A 20,768-nucleotide genomic window follows, 5' to 3' on the forward strand; every position below is an offset into this window, starting at 1 on the left:
ACTCCATCACCGGGTCGCTGGCCATGGCGCCGGCCCCGGCCAGGAAGGGCACCAGGGCGGCCGCCATGGCTGGCGGCAGGCCGATCCGGGCGATCAATACGACCCGGTGGTGAACTGCCAGCTCCGGCTCGCCAGCGGATTGCCGGCGAGGTCGCGGATACCGGAGGCCCCTCCAACCAGGGTCACCGTATACCGGGCCTTGGCGGCCAGGGGTTCCAGGGGATCGAGGATCCACTGGTTGGTGGTGCCGTTGCGGTAGACGGAGGCTGCCACCAAGGCGCCGGTTGAAGCGTCCTTCAGCGTGAAGGTGGTGGTGCCGGTGCCCTGGACGGCTTCGCTGAAGGTGGCGCTGACGTTGCTGTTCCTGCGGACCAGGAGCGCGTTGCTGCCCGGGGTGTAGCTGGTGAGGGTGGGCGCCGGGCCGGTAGTGAAACTCCAGCTGGTGGTGGCCAGTGGTGTGCCTGCGGCGTCCCGGATGGCAGAGGTTCCGCCGGTCAGGGTGGCCGTGTAGGTGGTGTCCGCGGCGAGGTTTGCGGCCGGGTCAAGGGTGGCGGTCCTGGTGGTTGCGTTGTATGTGACGGTGCCGGCGATGCTGGCCCCTGCGGCGTTTTTGAGCACGAAGGTCGTGGCGGACACGCCCTGGACGGCGGCGCTGAACGTGGCCGCCACATTCGTGCCCGCGGCCACAGCAGTGGCCTTGGCGGCCGGCGAAACCGAGGTGACGGTCGGGGCAGGAGCCGCGGCGTCCGCGCCCGTAAACAGCAGGCGGTTCGGGGTCCCCGCGGTGGCACCGGTGACCACCCCGGCGGTGGCATTGGCTGCCAGTGCCGCGGCCACGTCGGCCGGTGCCAGGGCAGGGTTCTGCGAGAGCAGCAGGGCTGCGGCGCCGGCGGTATGGGGAGCCGCCATGGACGTCCCGGACATGGAGGCCGTGGCCGTGGTGGAGGTGTAGTAGTCGGAGGTGATGCCGACGCCGGGAGCATACAGGTCGACGCAGGACCCAAAGTTGGAGAACGATGCCTGCTTGTCGGTGGAATCGCTGGCCGCCACGGTGACGGCCCCGGGGACGCGGGCAGGTGAGCCTGTGCAGGCGTCCACAGCGGAGTTGCCTGCGGCCACCACAGTAGTGACGCCGTCAGCCAGGACGGCCTGGACGGCGTTGTCCACCGTGCTGCTGGCCGCTCCGCCGAGGCTGAGGTTGGCCGCGGCCGGTGTTCCGGCGGCATGGTTTGCGGCGATCCAGTCCAGGCCGGTCACCACGTCCGAGTTGTAGCCCGACCCGCTGCAGTCCAGCACCCTGACCGGCACCAGGGTGGCGCTCTTGGCGACGCCGTACGTGGACCCGGCCACAGTTCCGGCCACGTGGGTGCCGTGGCCGTTGCAGTCTGTGGTGCCGTTGCCGTCCGCCACGGCGGTCCAGCCCGCCGCCACGCGGCCGCCAAAGTCGGTGTGCGAGGCCAGGATGCCGGTGTCCACCACGTAGGCCGTCACACCGGCGCCGGACCCGGTCCACGAGTAGCTGCCGGAGAGCGGCAGTGCCCGCTGGTCGGCACGGTCCAGGCCCCAGGGGGCCGGCTGCTCGGTTCCGGAAAGCTTGACGGGGGCGTCCGGTTCCACGGACAGCACCTTCCCCGACCTGGCAAGGGCTGCTGCCTGGGCGGGAGTTGCGGTGACAACGGCACCATGGATTGCGTGCTCAAAAGTGCGGCCGACGGCGAGGCCCTGGCCGCGCAGTCCGGCCGCCTCGGCGGTGACGTCTGCAGAGGGGGCGTACTGGACGATGTAGCGGCCGGTTGCGGCGGCGGGCTGGACAGTGACAGCAGCCGCGACAGGAGCAGCGGCAGCGGGAAGGGCCGCCGTGGAAAGGGCGGCGGCGGAAAGCAGCGCCGTGAGGGCAGGCAGCACGAAGAGGGGGCTACGAATTTTGGGGTCCTTGTGGTGGCGGAGCGGGCCCGCCCCGGGTCGCGGAATCTGCCCGGGAACAGGTAAAGGATGGCTGTACCAAAAGGATAGGAGCCGGAAGCGCACGGCTTCCGGCTCCTTGGATGATCCTGTGCCAACCTTTGGCGTTTCCTGCGGACCTGTTACTGCAGGCCCGGCTTTAGCCTTGGCCTCCTCCAGCGCCGGAGCCGGCTGCTGCATGGTTCCGCCAGCTGTGCTCGGGCTCGAAGCCCAGCAGCCGCCGCGCCTTGTCGATGGAAAGCATCGTTTCGTGCTCGCCCAGTTCCTTGGTGACCTTGACGCCCGGGAACACCTCAGCTGCGAGACCGGCGCTTGACCGGCTCATGACGGTATCGGCATTGGCGATGATGAAGGCCTCGAATCCTGGCTTGGCGTTCTCCAGCGCCCGCGCCACGGCCTGGGCGCCGTCCCTGCCGTCGATGTAGCCCCACAGGTTCCACTTCCGCAGCGTCGCGTCCCCATCGAAGGAGGGGAACTTTTCGTAGTCGGCCTCGTCCATCACGTTGGAGAACCGCAGGCCCGTGATGCTCAACTCCGGGTCCCACCGCGTCATCTCCACGGCCATCTGCTCCTCCAGCGTCTTCACCAGGGAGTAGGTGCTTTCCGGCCGCGGCGGGTATTCCTCGTCCACCGGGATGTAGGGCGGGTCGACGTCGAACGGCAGACCCAGCACGGTCTCGCTGGACGCGTACACCACCTTCTTGATGCCGGCGCGCCGCGCGGCCTGGAAGACGTTGTAAGTGGACAGCATGTTGTTCTCGAACGTGGCCGCGTCCGGAAGGATGCCCGGGGCGGGAATGGCTCCCAGGTGCACCACGGCGTCGAACCCGTCATGCCGGTCATCAACCCCCAGCAGCGCGTCCACTACCTGCCCGTAGTTGCGCAGGTCCACCACCAGGAGCCCCGGGCTGCGCTCGCCTGCGCGGTCCAGGGAGAGGACCTGGTGGCCGTCGTCGGTGAGCCGGCGCACCACGTGCCGCCCCAGTTTTCCGTTTCCGCCTGTAACGGCAATTCTCATCAGTGTTTCCTTCTGTTGGAGTGCGTTCACCGTGCGGTGTTCGGTCAGGACGGGGGCCGCGGGGCTGCGAGGAACTGTTCGACGGCGGCGATTGCCACTGCGGTGATCCCGCCTTGGTCGCCGCTGCCGTTAACGGACACCAGGATGCCCCGGCCCGCGTACACCGAGACTACTTCATGGGTCTGCCGGTGGTAGAGGTCCAGCCGGCGCCGGAAGACATCGATGGTGTCATCCGTGCGGCCCTGTTCGGCAGCGCGGCGCTGCATCCGCTCCTCCAGTTCGGCGTCCGGCGCCTGCAGTTCGATGACGGCGTCCAGCGCATGGCCCTGGGCCGCGAGCATGGCATCCAGTTCCGTTGCCTGCGGCGCCGTGCGGGGGTAGCCGTCCAGCAGGAACCCGTGTCTCGCATCGCCTTCAAGGAGCCGGTCTTTGACCAGTGCGTTGGTGAGGTGGTCCGGTACGAAGTGGCCGCCGTCCAGGTACTGCGCAGCCTGGTTCCCCAGGTCTGTCTTCCGGCTGACGTTGCTCCGGAAAATGTCGCCGGTGGACACTGCAGGGACCTGGAAGTGGCGTGCCAGGTGTTCGGCCTGGGTCCCCTTGCCGGAGCCCGGTGGGCCGATGATGAGAAGCCTGGTCATGTTCCTGTCCTTCCGCAGCGGGACCACAGTCAACGGGCCGGCAGAGGCAGCACCGGCTCCCGCTTCATTGTGCCGGTTGGTCCTTGCCCGGCGCCAGCAAGCGCTGTTGCGGCCCGGAGCATATGGGCTTCGCCCCGCCCGGGATGTATATACTCTGGTTATCGGTTTAGCAGCAGGCCGTTGGAAAGTTCGTCGATCCAGCGACCATCACCGGCTCCCCGCCCCGTTGCGGGGTGCTTGTGTGTTGCAGGCTCGTTTTGACCTGAACGAATGGCACCAGAAAACCGTGGTAAGCGAGTCAACAGCAAAAACCGATACATCCATCACCGAGCACCTGCATGAATTGGTCCTCAACAGCTCCGATGTTGAGGACTTCCTCAATGAACTGGCACAGGTGTCCGCGCGCAACCTCTCGGAGCCAGGCGATGAGATGCTGTGCGCCATCACCCTGCTCCGGCAGCGGAAAACCGCCACCGTAGCCAGCAGCAGCCAGCAAGCAAAGTCCATCGGACGTCTTGAGCACAGCTTCACCGAGACCCCCAGCCTCACGGCATTCACCGTCCAGGAGACTGTCCACGCTCCGGACCTCGAAGGGGACAGCCGCTGGCCCGAATACTCCACGGCAGTTGTGGCACAGGGAGTCAGGTCGGTTGCGGCTCTTCCCTTCCGGCTTGAAGGCGAAACCAAGGCAGCGCTGCTGCTGTACTCCGGCCGCGCCCACCGCTTCGAAGGCCGCGTGCTCGAATTCGCCGAAGATTTCGTCAGCCAAACCTCGCTGGCACTCCGCCTTGCAGTGCGTTTTGCGCATTACAGCGAAACGGCGGCGAACCTCCGCGCCACGCTGGAGTCCCGAACGGTCATCGATATGGCGGTGGGCATCATCATGGCCCAGAACAGGTGCAGCCAGGAGGATGCTTTTGCGATCCTGAAGACCGCGTCGAGCACCCGCAACACCAAGCTGCACGAGGTGGCTGCCGCCGTGGTGAACGCCCTGGGCCAGGGACCTGCCCGTACGCATTACGACGGCTAGGGCAGTGGTCTGCCCCAACGCGTTCCGCCACCAGTAGACTGGTGCCAACTTTTCGCCGGGGGGCTCAAATGGAACAGCAGCGTGTTTGCCTTGTCGTGGAGGATGACGACGACATCCGGGGCCTGATCTCAGTGGTCCTGTCCCGCGCGGGGTTCAAGGTCACCGCGGTGGGAACAGGGGCGGAGGCCATCGCCGCAGCGGCTGATCCCGCCATCGCCCTGGTCACCCTGGACCTTGGGCTTCCCGATATGGACGGGCACGTGGTGGCCCGCGCCATCCGCGCCCTCACCACCGCGCCCTTGCTCTTCCTGACAGCCCGCTCGGAAGAAGACGACGTGCTGGCCGGCATGGCGTCAGGGGCTGCGGGCTACCTCACCAAACCTTTCCATCCGAAGGAACTGAAGGCCCTTGCCGGACAGTTGTGCCCGGCGGCGGCTCCAGCACAGGAGCCACAGGTACCGGGCAAATCCCACTGCTGATCTGTCCGCCGGGAAGTGAGCCGCAACTCCCGGCAGCGTGGGCTCGTCCGACGACGGCCCGTGCCGCCGTCGGACGCGCACTTGTGCTACTTCGAAAGGAAGTTCAGCAGGGCCTCGTTGACCTCTGCGGCGTGCGTCCACAGCAGGCCGTGCGGGGCACCCTCGATCTCCACGTACTCGGCGCTGGGCAACGCTTTGGCGAACAGGCGGCCGGTGGAGTCGATGGGCAGGATGTTGTCCGCGGTGCCGTGCACGATCAGGGCCGGGACATCGATCCTGGGGATGTCCTGGCGGAAGTCCGTGAGCCAGGTGGGCTGGGCGGCAACGGAGGCCGTTGCCCCGGACCCGGTGGCAAGGTTCCAGCCCGCGCTCATGACTTCCTGGCTCAGGCGGGGTGTGCCCAGGAAGGTGTCGGAGTTGTAGAAATTCTTGAAGAATTCGGTGAAGAAGGCGTAGCGGTCGGCCGTGACTGCTCCCAGGAGGCCGTCGAACACCTCTTGGGGGACGCCGTCGGGATTGTCGTCGGTCTTGAGCAGGTAGGGCTCCAGGGATCCGAGGAACGCTGCCCGGGACACGCGTGCGGAGCCGTAGGTGCCCAGGTAGCGGCCGACTTCGCCGGTGCCCATGGAGAAGCCCACCAGCACCACGTCGTTCAGGTCCAGGGTGGTCAGAAGGGTGTTGAGGTCCGCCGCGAAGGTGTCATAGTCGTAGCCCTCGGCGGGCTTGCTGGATTTGCCGAAACCGCGGCGGTCATAGGTGATGACCCGGTAGCCGGCACCCAGCAGGGCAGCGGTCTGCTTTTCCCAGGATGACCCGTCCAGGGGGTAGCCATGGATCAGCACCACGGGCTGTCCGGAGCCGTGGTCCTCGTAGTAGAGCTCGATATCAGTGCTGTTCTCAGTACCAACGGTGATTAAAGCCATCGGGGATGAATTCCTTTCGAGACTGACCAGGCGGCAGGCAGAGTGCCGTGCCGCGCATCTCCCACTCTAGGGCGGCAGGCTCCTGCCGAGGAGTGTTTTGCGGCGACGGCGGACATGCCGAGTGCGTAGCGACGGCAGCTGTGGCAATATATGCGCATGAATGCAGATAAGAATGCTTGCTCGCTGGGCGCGGACAGCCAATACGTGGAGTTGGCGGTGGAGGTCTTCGCCATGCTGGCCGACGCCACCAGGGTGCGGATTATTTTGGCGCTCCGGGACGGCGAGATGGCGGTGGGCGCCCTGGCGGACGTTGTGGGCAAGTCACCCGCCGCCGTGTCCCAGCACCTGGCGAAAATGCGCCTGGCCCGGATGGTGTCCACGCGGCAGGACGGGACGCGTGTGCTCTACCGGCTGGAAAACGAGCATGCACGGCAGCTGGTGGCGGATGCGATTTTCCAGGCCGAACACGCCCTTGGCGGAGAGCCCGCACACCACCGCATCACCAACCATTCTGCGCAAAGGAGTGCCTCATGAGCGGGCCGCACCAGGAGTCAACGCATACCCACAGCCACGCCCATGCGGAGGGGCACGGCGGGCACGACCACGGTCATGAGCACCACCACGACCACCCGCACGACCACGGTCATGAGCACCACCACGACCACGACCACGGCGGGCACGGCCACCATCACCACTCCGGTTTCAAGGGCTGGCTGTTCGAACTGTTCGTTCCGCACACGCACGATGCCGCTGATTCCATTGACGACGCCATGGAGGCCAGCAGCGAGGGCATCCGGGCGCTGAAGATCAGCATGTTCGTCCTGCTGGCCACTACGGTCCTGCAGTTCCTGGTGGTCCTGTTCAGCAGCTCGGTGGCCCTCCTGGCGGACACCATCCACAACTTTTCCGACGCCCTGACCGCGGTACCCCTGTGGGTTGCCTTCATCCTGGGGCGCAGGGCCGCCAACCGCCGGTACACCTACGGCTACGGCAGGGCGGAGGACCTGGCAGGCCTGTTCATCGTGGCCGTGGTGGCCCTTTCCGCCGTCGTTGCCGGCTGGCAGTCAGTGGACCGGCTGATCCATCCCCAGCCGCTGCAGAACCTGGGCTGGGTGATGGCCGCAGGCCTGATCGGCTTTGCAGGAAACGAAGCCGTGGCGATCTACCGCATCCGGGTGGGCCGCAGGATCGGTTCCGCCGCGCTGGTGGCGGACGGTGTGCACGCCCGGACGGACGGTTTCACCTCGCTGGCCGTGGTGATCGGCGCCGTCGGCGTCATGCTCGGTTTTCCGCTGGCGGACCCGATCGTTGGGCTGATCATCTCCGCAGCCATCATGGTGCTGCTGTGGGGCACCGTTCGGAGTATCGGACGGCGGCTTATGGATGGCATCGAACCGGAGCTGGTGTCGCGTGCCCAGTCCGCGCTGGAGGGGACGCCGGGCGTCCTCGGCGTCCAGCACCTGCAGCTGCGGTGGTCGGGCCACCGGCTGCAGGGCTCGGCACGCATAGAACTGGCAGACACGGAGTTATCGCAGGCTGAGGAGGTCCTTGACCGCGCCGACCACCGGCTTCGGCAGGCACTGCCCAAGCTGGACCACATGCTGCTGGCCCCCGCCACCGCCGCCCGCCGCTGAAAGGCCTTAACGCAGAAGTGACCCGGCCGAGGCCGGGTCACTTCTGCGTTGTGGGGATTCCGGGCCTAGGCCCGGGCAGCCTTTCCAGGCAGGGCCAGCTTGAAGACCTTGGCCCACGAGGAACCTACCTGCTTCAGCAGCGGCCCCGTGGTGTACTTCAGGCCGTAGCGCTGGCAGATCTCGCGGACCCTGGGTGCCACCTCTGCGTACCGGTTGGAGGGCAGGTCCGGGAAGAGGTGGTGCTCAATCTGGTGGGAGAGGTTGCCGGTCATCAGGTGCATGAACTTGGAGCCTGAGATGTTGGCGGACCCGATCATCTGGCGCACGTACCAGTCGCCGCGGGTCTCGCCGTCCACCATTTCCTCCGTGAAGGTGTCCGTTCCTTCGGGGAAATGGCCGCAGAAGATGACCGCGTGGGCCCAGACGTTGCGGATGGCGTTTGCTGCGATGGTGCCGAACAGGGCCTGCTTGGCGGAGCCGGTCAGCATGGCCAGGGCGGGGGTGGCGGCGTAGTCCTTGGTGAACTGGGTGACAACCTTCTTGCCCAGGGCCTTGAGGTCCTTGAGCAGGGCCTCCTTGGACTTGGTGCCTTCCTTGTACTCGGTCAGCTCGAGGTCGTAGATTGCAATGCCCCATTCGAAGACCGGAGCCAGGATGGCGTTGAACAGCGGGTTGGCCAGGTTGATGGGCTTCCACGGCTGGTTTTCGTCCATCCGGAGGAGGTTGTATCCGACGTCGTTGTCCTTGCCGACAACATTGGTCCAGCGGTGGTGCAGGTCGTTGTGCGTGTGCTGCCAGGACCGCGACGGGGTGACAAAGTCCCATTCCCACGTGGTGGAGTGGATATCCGGATCGCGCATCCAGTCCCACTGGCCGTGCAGGATGTTGTGGCCCAGTTCCATGTTTTCCAGGATCTTGGCCAGGCTCAGCAGCGTAGTGCCCGTGACCCAGGCGGCTTTGTTCTTTCCCACCAGCAGGGCCGCGCGGCCGGAAAGTTCCAGGCCGCGCTGGATCTTGATCATGCGGCGGATGTAGGCGGCGTCTTCCGCGCCGCGCTTGCCCAGGATCTCATCACGGATGGCGTCGAGCTCGCGGCCCAGCTCCGCTACCTGCTCGTCGCTGAGGTGCGCGGCGGCCGGCGGCCGGACGGTGGGGCTGCCCGATTCGGCGAGCTTCCCGGGGCGCGTTCTCGAGCTTCCCGCGGGGGTGACCTTGGTAGGTGTGATTACAGACATTCCGTGGTGCTCCTCAGATTTCGAGGTTGACGGGTCCGGCGGCTGCCGAGACACACGTTTGGATCAGTTGGCCGGGTTCGCCATGGATTTCCCCTGTACGCAGGTCCCGGACCTGCCCTGCGAGCAGCGGTGTGAGGCAGCTGTGGCAGATGCCCATGCGGCAGCCGCTCGGCATCAGCACCCCGGCGTCCTCGCCAACGTCCAGGATGGGGGTGTCGCCGTCGGCCTGCACCTCGCGGTCGGAGGCTTCGAAGGTGACCAGGCCGCCGTCGTGCCCTACGCCGGCGTTGAAGGTGGTGTTGAAGCGCTCAATCATCAGGTTGCCGGGGTCGCCGGTCACGGCGACGTCGGATCCGGGACTTTTGGCGGTCAGTGCCCGCTTCCAGAGTGCCTCGGCGTCGTCCAGGAAACTGTCCGGACCGCAGGCGTAGGCCGCCCGTTCCTTCCAGTCGGGGCAGATCGCGTCCAGTTCCTTGGTGCTGGAGAAGTCCAGACGGCCCTGCTCGCCGGTGTACCAGTGCGCCAGCCGGAAGTTGGGGAATTGGTCCGCAAGCTCGGCCAGTTCCTCGCGGAACAGGCTGTCACCCGGGGTGCGGGCCGAGTGGACCAGGACGACGTCGGCATCCGGGCGGCGGGGAACGAGGGTACGGATCATGGACATCACCGGGGTGATGCCGCTGCCCGCGGTGATCATGAGCAGGGGACGCGGGTGTTCAGGGAGCACAAAATCGCCCTGGGGCGGGGCCAGGAACAGCACGTCCCCGGGCTTCGTGGTGCGCACCAGCGTGCCGGACACGGCACCGACATCGGTGACGGTGATGGCCGGGTCCTTGCCTGCGGGAGCGCTGAGGGAGTAGGAGCGCCAGTGGCGGACGCCGTCGAGTTCGACGCCGATGCGGGCCCACTGGCCTGCCAGGTGCGCCTTCCAGCCACGGCCGGGGCGGAAGAAGATCGTGGCCGACTGGGCGGTCTCCTGGACCACCCGGGTGACCACGCCGCGCAACTGCCGGGCCGAGTAGACAGGGTTGAACAGCGCCAGGATATCTTCGGGCGCCAAAGGGGTAGTGAGCACTGAGGCCGCCTGGGCCAGCTGTCGTAGCCGGATCATACGGGTAAGCCTAGAGCGGTGCGAGCCATATTTCTCTCTCTCCGTCATATGACCGTTCCGCAGTCACACGCTAGTTGGTGGGCGCGAAGCCTCCACGCCGCACTCTTAAGAGTAACGGTTGGGTCTCACAAAAGGTTCCCAGCGTCCTTTCGGCTCCATCCCAGGGCAGGGGCCACGTATTTTGCGATGGTGCCCAGGAGCTTGGCGTTGAAGTCCACGCCCAGCTGGTTGGGAACGGTCAGCAGCAGGGTATCCGCTGCCTGCACCGCGGTATCGGCGGCGAGCTGCTCCACCAGGAGGTCCGGCGCTCCCACGTAGCTCTTGCCGAAACGGGACGTGAGGCCGTCGATGACTCCTACCTGGTCGCGGCCGTCCCGGAGCGCACTTCCGGCGAAGTAGTAGTTGTCCTCCTCATCCACGATGGGAAGGACGCTGCGGCTGACCGAAACCCTTGGCTGATGGGGGTGGCCTGCGGCCGCCCATGCGTCCCTGAACAGTTGGATCTGCTCGGCCTGGAGTTCATGGAACGGGACCCCGGTGTCCTCCGTGAGCAGGGTGGAGCTCATCAGGTTCATTCCGAGTTCCGCGGCCCATATGGCGGTCTTCCGGCTGCCGGCACCCCACCAGATCCGTTCCGCCAGCCCCGGGGACTGGGGCTGGACCGGGAGGAGGCCCGTGGCGCCGCCCGCATAGCGGGGATCGGCCTGGGCCACGCCGGCACCCGTAATGGCTTTGCGGAAGGCGTCGGTGTGTCGGCGGGCCATATCGGCATCGGTCTCCCCCGGCTGCGGCCGGTAGCCAAACGCCGACGCGCCCTGCAGGGCGGGCTCGGGTGAACCACGACTGATGCCAAGCTGCAGCCTGCCGCCGCTGATCAGGTCTGCCGCAGCGGCCTCCTCTGCCATGTACAGCGGGTTTTCATAGCGCATGTCGATGACGCCGGTGCCAATCTCGATGCGGCTGGTGCGGGCCGCGATGGCTGACAGGAGGGGGAAGGGCGATGCCTGCTGCCGGGCGAAGTGGTGGACACGGAAGAACGCCCCGTCCACTCCGAGTTCTTCGGCGGCGACCGCCAGTTCGATGCCCTGGAGAAGGGCGTCCGCCGCCGTCCTGGTCCGGGAACCCTGGCCGGGACCCCAGTGGCCGAATGAAAGGAATCCGATGCGCTCCATACCTCCCCCAACTGTGCTGGCGGCAGCTGCATTCCCGGCTGGGATGATGGCTGGGTGGGTACTCCGGGTGAAGCTGTCGCTGTTTTCAAGACCATCGTGCTGTTCGTACTGGCCGCTGCCGCTGAAATCGGGGGCGCCTGGCTGGTGTGGCAGGCCGTGCGCGAGGGCAGGGACTGGTGGTGGGCGGGGCTCGGCGTGATCGCGCTGGGCGTCTATGGCTTCGTGGCCACGCTCCAGCCCGACGCTCATTTCGGGCGGATCCTGGCGGCCTACGGCGGAGTGTTCGTTGCCGGCTCGCTGGCGTGGGGCATGGCATTTGACGGCTTCCGCCCGGACCGGTGGGACGTCGCAGGATCCCTGGTCTGCCTGTTGGGCGTCGGCGTGATCATGTTTGCACCCCGCAGCGGCGGCTAAAGCAGCGGTTACGTGGCTAAAATCTAGCCACGACGAAAGGCGGGTCCTGTGGAGCGGGTGGACTACTGCGTTATTGGCGGCGGCATCGTGGGCCTTGCAACGGCCTACCAGCTGCTGCAGAGGCAACCGGGAGCCTCCCTGGTCCTGCTCGAGGCCGCGGGGTCCCTGGCTTCGCACCAGACCGGGCACAACAGCGGCGTCATCCACTCCGGGATCTACTACGCCCCGGACAGCCTCAAAGCCCGGTTCAGCAAGGCCGGAGCGCAACAAACCAAGGAGTTCTGCCGGGAGCACGGGATCAGGTTCGCCGAGCCGGGGAAGCTGCTGGTGGCTACCTCGGCCGTGGAACTGGGCCGGCTGGACCGCCTGGAGGAACGCGCGGCCGTCCATGGGCTGGACTGCGAGCGCCTCGACCAGGCGGAACTCAACCGGCGCGAGCCCAATGTTTCAGGCCTGGGCGCGCTGTTCATTCCAAGCACCGGCATCGTGGACTACGGGGAAGTGGCGCGGAAGCTGGCCGACCTCATCTCCGCTGCCGGGGGGCGGGTCATCACCGGAGCCACCGTGGGCTCGATCGTGGAGCATTCGGACCGCGTGGAGGTTGCCACGGGCCAAGCCGTCTACTCGTGCCGGCGCCTGGTGGCATGTGCTGGCCTGCAGTCGGACCGCGTGGCGGAAATGGCCGGCATGAAGATCGATGTCCAGATCATTCCTTTCCGCGGGGAGTACTTCGAGCTCCCGGAATCCAAGTGGGACTATGTGACCCACCTGATCTACCCCGTACCGGATCCGGAACTGCCCTTCCTGGGGGTGCACCTCACTCCCACCATCAACGGCAGCATCACCGTGGGACCCAATGCGGTCCTGGGCCTGGCCCGGGAGGGCTACCCCAAATACTCCGTGGACCTCAAGGACGTGGGCCGCTACCTGCGCTTTCCCGGGCTGTGGCACGTGGCAAGGTCCAATGCCGGCACCGCAGTGCGCGAAGTCCGGAACTCGCTGTTCAAGGGCAGCTACCTCCAGGAATGCCGCAAATACGCCCCCGGCCTGTCCAAGGCGGACCTGCTGCCGTACGAGGCAGGCATCCGGGCCCAGGCTGTGCGCCGGGACGGAACGCTCCTGCACGATTTCCTGCTGGCGGAGACGGACAGGATGATCCATGTCTTGAACGCCCCCTCCCCGGCCGCAACTGCTGCCCTGCCCATCGGGGAACACCTGGTAAGCAAAGCCGTGCTGCACCCCGCGTCCTGACCGGCAGGCAGGCATCAGCCACGGCTAAACTGGCCCGGTGATCAACAGTGAGCAGCCGCCCCGGCCAACGGTCCCGCCGTCGCGCGGGAGGATGGCGGAACGACTGTTGCCTGGCGGAGAGGAACCGGACCCGCGCTTCACGCTTGCGAACGAACGCACCTTCCTGGCCTGGATCCGGACGTCGCTTGCGCTGCTGGCAGGTGGCATTGCCATCGAGGCGTTCACTTCAGGCCTCTTCATTGAGCCTGTCCGGAAAGGCCTGGCGGTCCTGCTGCTTCTGCTGGGCATGATGCTCAGTGGCGGGGCCGCCGTACGGTGGCTTCGGGTGGAGCGCAGCATGCGCAACAAGGCGCCGTTACCGCTGCCGCTCTTTGTGCCCCTGTTGGCCGGGGCAGGCGCGCTGGCTGCCGCCGTCGTACTGGTCTTCATTCTCTGGCGCTGATTCGATGGCACCCAGCGGCCCCAGCCCGCACGGCGATCCCGGCCTCCAGCCGGAGCGGACGGCCCTCGCCTGGGGCCGGACCATGCTGGCGCTCGTGACGGCGAGCGCCTTCTTCCTGCGCTGGCTTCCCACCTATGGGCCACCGATCCTGATGCTGCCGGTGGTTTCCGGCGGCGCCGCCCTGGCGATCTATCTCACGCAGCGCCGCCGCTACCAGGCGAGGTCGCACGGGCTGGCAGGCGAAAGCATCGAAGCCGACCTGCCAGCTGTGCTCTGGACCGCCTTTGCCGGGCTCGCCCTGGGGTGCCTGGGCATTGTGGTGGTGCTGGTCAGCTAGAACGGCCCCTGTCAGCTAGAACATGGGCAGGACGAAGCCGGCCAGCAGGGCCACGACGCCGATCGCCGTCAGGCACCGGCCCAGGACCGAGGCCGTCCTCCCGGGCTCCTCCGGCCTGGTGGTCTGCCACTGCGTTGGACGCTTGGGGTGGTAATAGATGGGCAGTGTGTCTCCCGCCGCCATGTCCTTGATGTCGTACGGGGACATCGGGGCGTTGTGCACCTGGTGCTTCCGGTCAAACCAGCGGAAGCCAACACCGGTGGAATCCGAGTACACCACGGCCTCGGCCATGTCCCACGGGTGCACGAAGCGGCGGAGGAACCCGGTGTAGAAGAGGAGTCCCAGACCGGCGGGCAGGCACAACCAGGTGAGCACTTCCAGGATGGGACCTGCCATATCGAGCGCAGTGGGCATGAAGTTGATGGTACAGCTCAGGGGCTGGCTCCTTCAGCACCTGATACGTACGCTGAAGGAGACCGGACCGGAGTAAGGGGAAGCCATGAATGATCAGGACATTTTGACGCACATCCAGGCCCTCGTGGAGGAGGAGCACTCACTGCGTGAGGGCTCGGGGGACGGGCAGGCCCCGGACCAGGCACGGCTCAAGTACGTGGAAGAAAGCCTGGACCAGTGCTGGGACCTGCTGCGCCAACGGCGGGCCAAGAAGGATTCGGGCGAGAACCCGAACGACGCCGAAGCCCGCCCCATCAGCGAGGTGGAGGGCTACCGGCAGTAACCCCGCCGCATCCCACCATCCTGGGTGTCCGGGCCGGCGTGGCCCGGGAACCTGTTTCCGCCACCAACAGATTGAGCTCTTCCATGCGTATTGCAGTAGCGCAGATCATCAGCAGTGCCGACACCGCCGCCAACCTGGAACTCATCTGGGACTATGCCGCCCAGGCCAGGAACGCCGGAGCGCAGCTGGTGGTCTTTCCCGAGGCGTCCATGCGCGCCTTCGGCCATTCCCTGAAGGACATTGCCGAGCCCGTTGACGGCCCGTGGGCCAGCGAAGTCCGCAGGATGGCGAAGGAGCTGGACCTCACGATCGTGGCCGTCATGTTCACTCCGGGAAAGGACGGCCGGGTCCGCAACACGCTGCTGGTCACCGGGCCCGGAGTGGAGGCGTCCTACGACAAAGTCCACCTTTTTGACGCCTTCGGTTTCACGGAGTCCAAGACAGTGGACGCCGGGGAAGCGCCGGTGACGTTCGAGCTGGACGGGACGGTGTTCGGCCTGGCGACCTGCTACGACGTCCGCTTCCCGGGCCTCTTCACCGCCAATGCCAACGCGGGTGCCCAAGTAAATATCGTGTGTGCCTCCTGGGGTGCCGGTGAGGGCAAGGCGGAGCAGTGGGACCTGCTGGTGCGGGCCCGGGCGCTGGACAGCACCACTTTTGTGGTCGCCTGCGGCCAGGGCGACCCCGAAACAGTGGGCGCCGGCCGGGCGGGCACGGCACCCACCGGCATCGGGCACAGCGCCGTGATCACCCCCCTGGGCAAGGCGGTGGTGGCATTGGGCGGTAAGCCGGAACTTGCCGTCGTCGACATTGATCCCTCAACGGTGGATGACGTCCGGACCAAGCTGCCCGTCCTGGCCAACGCCCGCACATTCTGATCGCGTGAGGCGCCGTTCATGGCTTCGAAACAGACGGCAAAAGAGAGGACGACGCCGGGTCTCACCTGGGGCGTGCCGCCTGCGCCCGTGATGGCAGGCATCCGGCGGGGCCGGGGCGTACGGAGGCCGGCGGCGGAACAGACGCCGTTTACATGCCCGAAACATAGCCGATACGTGAACTTCACGCACGGGCTATTTGTGTAACGTGGCCGCAACTTTAAGCGGCATTGGCTGAAACACACACCGCCAAAAATGGATCCCGGGGGAAATGCCACGGGGCCAATCGGGCCCCTGCACCACGTTCACGTTGCGAAGGGACCCACCGGTGGAAATCACTGCCCAACACGTCTGGCTGATGATCTCGGCAGCCATGGTCCTGCTGATGACCCCGGGGCTTGGCCTCTTCTACGGCGGCATGACCCGCGCCAAGGCCGCCCTCAACATGATCATGATGAGCTTTATCTCGGCGGGGATTGTTGGCGTGGTCTGGGTCCTGTGGGGCTACTCAATGACCACCGGCGACGGCGTCCTGGGCCTCTTCGGCAATCCCTTCACCAGCTTCGGCCTGCAGAACCTCATGGGTTCACCGGACCTCCTCAAGGCCGGGTACAGCGCGACGTTCGCCATCATCACGGTTGCCCTGATCAGCGGCGCCATCGCCGACCGCGCCAAGTTCGGGGCCTGGGCCCTGTTCGTGCCGGTGTGGATTACGGTGATCTACTGCCCGCTCGCCTACATGATCTGGGGTGGCGGGCTGATGAGCGCAGGGGGCGCCGTCACGCAAATCTTCGGCCAGGTCATCGATTTTGCCGGCGGTGCCGTGGTGGAAATCAGTTCGGGAACGGCCGCCCTGGTGCTGGCCGTGATTGTTGGCCAGCGGCACGGGTTCGCGAAGGACCCCAACCACCGCCCCCACAACCTGCCTTTCATCATGCTGGGTGCCGCGATTCTGTGGTTCGGCTGGTTTGGCTTCAACGGCGGGGCCGCCACCAGCGTCGAACAGGCCGGCCTCATTTGGATCAACACCCTGGTGGCACCCGCGGCCGCCATGCTCAGCTGGCTGGTCACGGAGAAGGTCCGCCACGGACACCCCACATCCCTGGGCGCAGCCTCCGGCGTGGTTGCCGGCCTGGTAGCCATCACCCCTTCATGCGCCAACATCAGCCCGGTGGCCGCTATCGGCCTGGGCCTGGTGGCGCGGCCTGCTGCGTATTCGTGGACCTCAAATACCGCTTTGGCCTCGACGACTCCCTGGACGTTGTGGGTGTCCACCTGGGTGCCCTCATCGGCACCCTGTCCCTTGGCTTCATCGCCCTTCCCGTGAACGGCCAGGGCGGCGGCCTCTTCTACGGCGGCGGAGTCCAGCAGCTCATTGCCCAGACAGCCGCCGTCGTCATCACCCTGCTGTTGTCCGGTGTTGGCACCGCGGTCATTGCCCGGACCATCAACAAGACGGTGGGCTTCCGGGTCAGCCACGAGGCCGAGACCGCCGGCGTGGACCTGGCCGAGCACGCCGAGACTGCCTACGCATTCGGTGAGATCGGAGCAGGATTCAATCCCCTGCGCCACGCCGCGGCCCACATCCCGACCGCACCTGCCCCGGCTGAACGGCATGCCAAGGAAGACTCCTTCGCGTAGGTTTCCGTTCTAGTCCGCAAGGATCTTGTAGAGCGCCCGGCGCAATTCGTCCATCTTTTCGACGGCGGCAGCCCGCTGTTCCCCGGTCACTCCGGCGCGGAACTGGTGGATGGCACCCATGAGCTTGGCGATGCTCTGATGGAAGTCCCTGTCCGCACTGTCCGGTTCAGCGTTCCATGCGTTATCCATTTCCTCAGCGTGTTCCGCCACGTAGGCCCTCCCTGCATCGGTGAGGGCAAACTCAGTCCCGCGGCCTTCACTGAGCGCCTCAATCAAGCCCTCGTCCACCAGCTGCTGGAGCGTGGGATAGATGGATCCCGGGCTGGGCCGCCACACGCCGCCGGTCTTGGCGGCAATGGTCTTGATCAGTCCGTAACCATTGGACGGCGTCTCTGCCAGGAGTGACAGGATGGCCGCGCGCACGTCGCCACGACTGGCCCTCCGTCCGCCGCGGCCGAAGCCGGGGCCGAACCCGGGACCAAAACCCGGCCCGAATCCGGGGCCAAAACCGGGGCCAAACCCCGGCCCAAAGCCTGGACCGCGGTGCCCATGGGGCCCGCGATGGCCCCTCCCCCGCTCGAAGCGGCCCTTGCCGAACTCCGGGCCCGGATGTTTCTCGTCGAATATGCCTTTCATGGTGGCATCGTCCTTTCATATTGACCTGTTCGCTGTCACTTCAGCGATAGTTAACGATATGTCGTTAACTATCGCTGGTCAACAGTTGGATGTGACCAAATCCTGATCCTTCCGCCTCTGGTTCGCCCTTCCCCGTGAGCGTATTCTGTTCCCACTTCCGAGGACGAGGGCTGAAAAATGGTGAAGAGGCGGAAGCGCGGGCGCAGTTTTGGCGCGGCCCTGGGAAGGATCCTGGGGTTCATTGCAGCGAGCGTCATGTGTGGCGTACTGGTGGCCAGCCTCGTGGTCCCGGCGGTGGCAGCAGCGGGGATGGGGGTCAGTTCCTCCATTGGTTTCTTCGAAAGCCTGCCGGCAGAGCTGACGGTGCAGCCGCCGTCGCAGGCCACCAAAGTCCTGAGCTCAGACGGGCAGTCGATTGCAACCTTTTATGCGGAGAACCGTGTGCGGGTGCCGCTGGACCAGATGTCGCCCTTCATCAAGGACGGCATTATCGCCATCGAGGACAGCAGGTTCTACGAGCACGCGGGCGTGGACCCGCAGGGGATACTGCGGGCGGTGGTGTCCAACCTGACCAAAGGCGGCGAGCAGGGCGCATCGACCATCACGCAGCAGTACGTCACCAACGTCCTGAACGAGGCGCAGCTTTCGCAGGACAGGCCGGACGCGGTGGTGCTGAACGGGCAGAAGAACCTGGGCGACAAACTGCGCGAAATGAAGCTGGCCGTCACGTTGGAGAAGAAGTACACCAAGGACCAAATCCTTGAGGGGTACCTCAATATCGTGTTCTTCAGCAGCAACGCGTACGGGATTGAAGCGGCGGCACGCTACTTCTTCAGCACCACCGCGAAGGACCTTACCCTCCCCCAGGCCGCCTTGCTGGCCGGGGTGGTCAACAGCCCCACCCTCTACAACCCGGCCACCAATCCTGATAAGTCGATCGTGCGCAGGAACCAGGTCCTGTCCGAGATGCTGCGCCTGCGCAAGATCACGCAGGCCCGATACGATGCCGCCGTGGCCACCCCGATCCAGCTGAAGATCACGCCGCAGCAGCAGGGGTGCGCCAACGCTGCCATGGCGCCGTACTTCTGCGACTACATCTCCCATTTGATCCTGAACAATCCCGCCTACGGGCCCACCGAGGCTGACCGCGAACGGAGGCTTTACCGCGGCGGCCTCACCATCACCACCACCCTGGACAGCAGGCTCCAGGCAGCCGCCCAGGCCCAGGTGGATGGAACCGCGGGCGCAAATCCGGACCGGTGGGCGGCCTCGCTGCTGACCCTGCAGCCAGGCAGCGGCAAGATCCTGGCCATGGCCCAAAACACGGTCTTCCTCCCGCAACCAGGCAAGTTCGACACCAACCTGAACTTCAACGTGGATGCCAAGGACGCCCAGGGCAACGACCTGAACGGCGCCGGCGGGTTCCAGCCCGGTTCCACCATGAAGCCCTTTACCTTTGCGGAGTGGCTGAACGAGGGAAAGTCGCTCACCGCCGAAGTGGACGCCTCACGCCGTGTCTATCCGCTGGGGTTCCCGTGGAAGGACAGCTGCGGGAAGGTGCTGGGAGCGTACAGCACGGCGCAGGCCAACCCTGCCCTCGGCGCTGCCGATGACCTGCAGAATGCGGAGGACGGCTTCTACCGCCCGATGCCCGTGAATTACGGCCTGTACAACTCGATCAACACGGCCACTTTCGCTTCGGCATCCCAGCTCGACTTTTGCGGCATCCAGAAGATGGTGGACGCCGTAGGGCTGCACAGCGGCTTGGACAGCACCCCGGTCAACATGCATCAGCTGGGCAACCTCCTCGGCGGCACCGGCGTGGCGCCCCTCACCCTGGCAAACGCATTTGCCACCTTCGCCACGGAGGGCCGCTACTGTGCTCCCATCGCCCTGGTTGATGTCACTGATGCCGCCGGGGCAAAACTGCCCGCCCAGGCCCCGGACTGCCACGACGCCGTCAAACCCGACGTGGCCCGAGGCGTCAACTCGGTACTGCAGGACGTGCTGAAGAAGGGTTCCGGCGTCTGGATCAACCCGAAGGTGCAGGACAAAGTTCCTACCGCCGCCAAGACCGGAACCTCGAACAACAACGGGTCCACCTGGGTGGTTGGCTACACCACCGGCCTGGTCACGGCGTCCTTCTTCGGCGATGCCCTGGAAGGCCAAAAGCGGGCAGGGCAGAACGTTACCATCAACGGCACGTTCTACCCCCGCCTTGACGGGTACATGATTGCCGGGCCGCAGTGGGCCAACTACATGCTTAAGGTGGCACCGCTCTACCCCGCGGGTCCGTTCGCGCCGCCTCCCGCTTCGATGATTGGACCCAATCCCAACTACAAGCCGTAGCCCGGGGATGGTCATCAACGCAGCCCGGTAAGGACCGCACCGCTCTGGCACGATGGGAACGTGCGGGCCCTTGAGACTGAGCGGCTCATCCTGCGCCCCTGGGAGCCGGTCAGGCGGTTCTCAACTACGCGTTTGAAAGCGGCCTGCCGGAGGTGGTGGCAGTGACCCACCCGGCCAACGCCGCGTCGCAGCGGGTGTCCAGAAGGATTGGCCTTGCCCACCGGGGCCAGACCGGCAAGTACTACAACGCCTTGTGCGAGCTGTTCGGGAGCGCAATCCCTTCCGCCTAGCCCGTACCCTTCCAGAGGCGTTTCCACCAGGACCGCTCCAGTTCGGGCTCAGCAGGAGCCTCCACCGCGCGCGCGGTCCGGCGGCTGCGCCAGCGCTCCACTTCCTCCTCCACGTCACGGGTCCTGGTGACCACCGGCGGCCCGCCCTGGAGCTGGCGGCGCGCGTCGATCACGCGCCGGTTGAAATCCTGCAGGATCTCCCGGACCTGCTGCTCGGTGTACTGGACGTCCAGCCTGGTGTCGAGTTCGGCGTCCTCAGTTCGGAGCAGGATGGCCGCCGGACCCAGGCCGCTGATGTTCTCCCGCTGGATCAGCCCCTTCACCCACCAGTCGGGATCGTACGATTCGCCCAGGCCGGGGATCGGCTTGCCCGCGTACTTCAGGTTGTCGAACTTCCCTTGCGCCATGGCGTCGCGGACCAGGTACTCGGCACGGGCGGCATCACTGACTTTCCTGCGCTTCTCCCGCTCCTGCGCGTCGAGGGCATCCAGCGCGGCTTCCTCCTCGGCGCTGATGCCGGCGCCACGGTATGACCGGACTTCGGCCGCACGCTCGAGGCGCTTGCGGAAATCCCCTGCCCCGCCGCTCATTGCCGCCA

22 protein-coding genes and 1 pseudogene are annotated in these 20,768 nt (G+C 66.2%); 13 read left to right on the forward strand and 10 right to left on the reverse strand.

Annotated features, from left to right (window positions below; all coding sequences use genetic code 11):
• Nucleotides 1-93 precede the first annotated feature (93 nt).
• The 3 genes from NMQ03_RS17960 to NMQ03_RS17970 form a co-directional block, all read right to left on the reverse strand.
• The gene (locus tag NMQ03_RS17960) at nucleotides 94-1,905 is read right to left on the reverse strand and encodes a S8 family serine peptidase (protein ID WP_255173308.1); all 1,812 of its coding nucleotides are present in this window, start codon (nucleotides 1,903-1,905) and stop codon (nucleotides 94-96) included.
• A 196-nt stretch (nucleotides 1,906-2,101) separates the two neighbouring features.
• A complete protein-coding gene (locus tag NMQ03_RS17965; RefSeq protein ID WP_255173309.1) occupies nucleotides 2,102-2,980 on the reverse strand; it encodes an NAD(P)-dependent oxidoreductase in 879 nt (292 codons plus the stop codon).
• Between the two features lie 44 nt (nucleotides 2,981-3,024).
• Nucleotides 3,025-3,618 carry an adenylate kinase gene (locus NMQ03_RS17970; protein ID WP_255173310.1) on the reverse strand — a complete coding sequence of 198 codons (594 nt, stop codon included), beginning with the start codon at nucleotides 3,616-3,618 and terminating at the stop codon, nucleotides 3,025-3,027.
• Between the two features lie 286 nt (nucleotides 3,619-3,904).
• Here NMQ03_RS17970 and NMQ03_RS17975 point away from each other — a divergent pair, with 286 nt between their 5' ends.
• Together NMQ03_RS17975 and NMQ03_RS17980 are read left to right on the forward strand one after the other, a co-directional pair.
• A complete protein-coding gene (locus NMQ03_RS17975; protein ID WP_255175663.1) occupies nucleotides 3,905-4,648 on the forward strand; it encodes a GAF and ANTAR domain-containing protein in 744 nt (247 codons plus the stop codon).
• A gap of 68 nt (nucleotides 4,649-4,716) precedes the next feature.
• The gene (locus NMQ03_RS17980; RefSeq protein ID WP_255173311.1) at nucleotides 4,717-5,127 is read left to right on the forward strand and encodes a response regulator transcription factor; all 411 of its coding nucleotides are present in this window, start codon (nucleotides 4,717-4,719) and stop codon (nucleotides 5,125-5,127) included.
• Nucleotides 5,128-5,213: 86 nt separating this feature from the next.
• On the opposite strand, the gene NMQ03_RS17985 is transcribed toward NMQ03_RS17980, so the two are convergent.
• Nucleotides 5,214-6,050 carry an alpha/beta fold hydrolase gene (locus NMQ03_RS17985; RefSeq protein ID WP_255173312.1) on the reverse strand — a complete coding sequence of 279 codons (837 nt, stop codon included), beginning with the start codon at nucleotides 6,048-6,050 and terminating at the stop codon, nucleotides 5,214-5,216.
• A gap of 156 nt (nucleotides 6,051-6,206) precedes the next feature.
• Between NMQ03_RS17985 and NMQ03_RS17990 the strand changes: the two genes are divergently transcribed.
• Both NMQ03_RS17990 and NMQ03_RS17995 read left to right on the forward strand, forming a co-directional pair.
• Nucleotides 6,207-6,584, forward strand: coding sequence for a metalloregulator ArsR/SmtB family transcription factor (locus tag NMQ03_RS17990; RefSeq protein ID WP_224027077.1), 378 nt, complete (start codon nucleotides 6,207-6,209; stop codon nucleotides 6,582-6,584).
• Nucleotides 6,581-7,684, forward strand: coding sequence for a cation diffusion facilitator family transporter (locus tag NMQ03_RS17995; RefSeq protein WP_255173313.1), 1,104 nt, complete (start codon nucleotides 6,581-6,583; stop codon nucleotides 7,682-7,684). The genes NMQ03_RS17990 and NMQ03_RS17995 overlap by 4 nt, the downstream gene beginning before the upstream one ends.
• A 65-nt stretch (nucleotides 7,685-7,749) precedes the next feature.
• On the opposite strand, the gene NMQ03_RS18000 is transcribed toward NMQ03_RS17995, so the two are convergent.
• From NMQ03_RS18000 to NMQ03_RS18010, 3 genes are all read right to left on the reverse strand, one after another.
• Nucleotides 7,750-8,919, reverse strand: a complete 1,170-nt coding sequence (locus NMQ03_RS18000; protein WP_255173314.1) for an acyl-CoA desaturase — start codon at nucleotides 8,917-8,919, stop codon at nucleotides 7,750-7,752.
• 13 nt (nucleotides 8,920-8,932) lie between these two features.
• The gene (locus tag NMQ03_RS18005; protein ID WP_255173315.1) at nucleotides 8,933-10,027 is read right to left on the reverse strand and encodes a ferredoxin reductase; all 1,095 of its coding nucleotides are present in this window, start codon (nucleotides 10,025-10,027) and stop codon (nucleotides 8,933-8,935) included.
• A 125-nt stretch (nucleotides 10,028-10,152) separates the two neighbouring features.
• Nucleotides 10,153-11,199: an LLM class flavin-dependent oxidoreductase gene (locus NMQ03_RS18010; RefSeq protein ID WP_255173316.1), complete on the reverse strand. Its 1,047-nt coding sequence runs from the start codon at nucleotides 11,197-11,199 to the stop codon at nucleotides 10,153-10,155.
• Between the two features lie 54 nt (nucleotides 11,200-11,253).
• On the opposite strand from NMQ03_RS18010, the gene NMQ03_RS18015 reads away from it, so the two are divergent.
• From NMQ03_RS18015 to NMQ03_RS18030, 4 genes are all read left to right on the forward strand, one after another.
• Nucleotides 11,254-11,613: a YnfA family protein gene (locus NMQ03_RS18015; RefSeq protein WP_255173317.1), complete on the forward strand. Its 360-nt coding sequence runs from the start codon at nucleotides 11,254-11,256 to the stop codon at nucleotides 11,611-11,613.
• Between the two features lie 48 nt (nucleotides 11,614-11,661).
• Nucleotides 11,662-12,864, forward strand: coding sequence for an L-2-hydroxyglutarate oxidase (gene lhgO / locus NMQ03_RS18020; RefSeq protein WP_255173318.1), 1,203 nt, complete (start codon nucleotides 11,662-11,664; stop codon nucleotides 12,862-12,864).
• A gap of 91 nt (nucleotides 12,865-12,955) precedes the next feature.
• Nucleotides 12,956-13,306, forward strand: a complete 351-nt coding sequence (locus NMQ03_RS18025; protein WP_255175664.1) for a YidH family protein — start codon at nucleotides 12,956-12,958, stop codon at nucleotides 13,304-13,306.
• A 4-nt stretch (nucleotides 13,307-13,310) separates the two neighbouring features.
• On the forward strand, nucleotides 13,311-13,643 hold the full coding sequence (locus NMQ03_RS18030; protein WP_255173319.1) for a DUF202 domain-containing protein: 333 nt from the start codon (nucleotides 13,311-13,313) through the stop codon (nucleotides 13,641-13,643).
• A 15-nt stretch (nucleotides 13,644-13,658) separates the two neighbouring features.
• Here NMQ03_RS18030 and NMQ03_RS18035 read toward each other — a convergent pair whose 3' ends face one another.
• Nucleotides 13,659-14,057: a hypothetical protein gene (locus NMQ03_RS18035; protein WP_255173320.1), complete on the reverse strand. Its 399-nt coding sequence runs from the start codon at nucleotides 14,055-14,057 to the stop codon at nucleotides 13,659-13,661.
• A gap of 85 nt (nucleotides 14,058-14,142) precedes the next feature.
• On the opposite strand from NMQ03_RS18035, the gene NMQ03_RS18040 reads away from it, so the two are divergent.
• From NMQ03_RS18040 to NMQ03_RS18050, 3 genes and pseudogenes are all read left to right on the forward strand, one after another.
• The gene (locus tag NMQ03_RS18040) at nucleotides 14,143-14,379 is read left to right on the forward strand and encodes a DUF2630 family protein (RefSeq protein ID WP_141945842.1); all 237 of its coding nucleotides are present in this window, start codon (nucleotides 14,143-14,145) and stop codon (nucleotides 14,377-14,379) included.
• 83 nt (nucleotides 14,380-14,462) lie between these two features.
• Nucleotides 14,463-15,257 carry a carbon-nitrogen hydrolase family protein gene (locus NMQ03_RS18045; protein WP_255173321.1) on the forward strand — a complete coding sequence of 265 codons (795 nt, stop codon included), beginning with the start codon at nucleotides 14,463-14,465 and terminating at the stop codon, nucleotides 15,255-15,257.
• A gap of 325 nt (nucleotides 15,258-15,582) precedes the next feature.
• Nucleotides 15,583-16,895: pseudogene (locus tag NMQ03_RS18050) on the forward strand (ammonium transporter).
• 9 nt (nucleotides 16,896-16,904) lie between these two features.
• On the opposite strand, the gene NMQ03_RS18055 reads toward NMQ03_RS18050, so the two are convergent.
• The gene (locus NMQ03_RS18055; protein ID WP_255173322.1) at nucleotides 16,905-17,531 is read right to left on the reverse strand and encodes a PadR family transcriptional regulator; all 627 of its coding nucleotides are present in this window, start codon (nucleotides 17,529-17,531) and stop codon (nucleotides 16,905-16,907) included.
• Nucleotides 17,532-17,708: 177 nt separating this feature from the next.
• Between NMQ03_RS18055 and NMQ03_RS18060 the strand changes: the two genes are divergently transcribed.
• Together NMQ03_RS18060 and NMQ03_RS18065 are read left to right on the forward strand one after the other, a co-directional pair.
• Nucleotides 17,709-19,880: a transglycosylase domain-containing protein gene (locus NMQ03_RS18060; RefSeq protein ID WP_255173323.1), complete on the forward strand. Its 2,172-nt coding sequence runs from the start codon at nucleotides 17,709-17,711 to the stop codon at nucleotides 19,878-19,880.
• A gap of 155 nt (nucleotides 19,881-20,035) precedes the next feature.
• Complete coding sequence (locus NMQ03_RS18065; protein ID WP_255175665.1) at nucleotides 20,036-20,170, forward strand: GNAT family N-acetyltransferase; 135 nt, start codon at nucleotides 20,036-20,038, stop codon at nucleotides 20,168-20,170.
• Here NMQ03_RS18065 and NMQ03_RS18070 read toward each other — a convergent pair.
• The gene (locus tag NMQ03_RS18070) at nucleotides 20,167-20,760 is read right to left on the reverse strand and encodes a DUF1992 domain-containing protein (protein WP_255175666.1); all 594 of its coding nucleotides are present in this window, start codon (nucleotides 20,758-20,760) and stop codon (nucleotides 20,167-20,169) included. The two genes, NMQ03_RS18065 and NMQ03_RS18070, sit on opposite strands and share 4 nt — an antisense overlap.
• Nucleotides 20,761-20,768: the final 8 nt, after the last annotated feature.

The sequence above is a fragment of the Arthrobacter sp. DNA4 genome (genome assembly GCF_024362385.1).
In the GTDB taxonomy this organism is placed as follows: domain Bacteria; phylum Actinomycetota; class Actinomycetes; order Actinomycetales; family Micrococcaceae; genus Arthrobacter.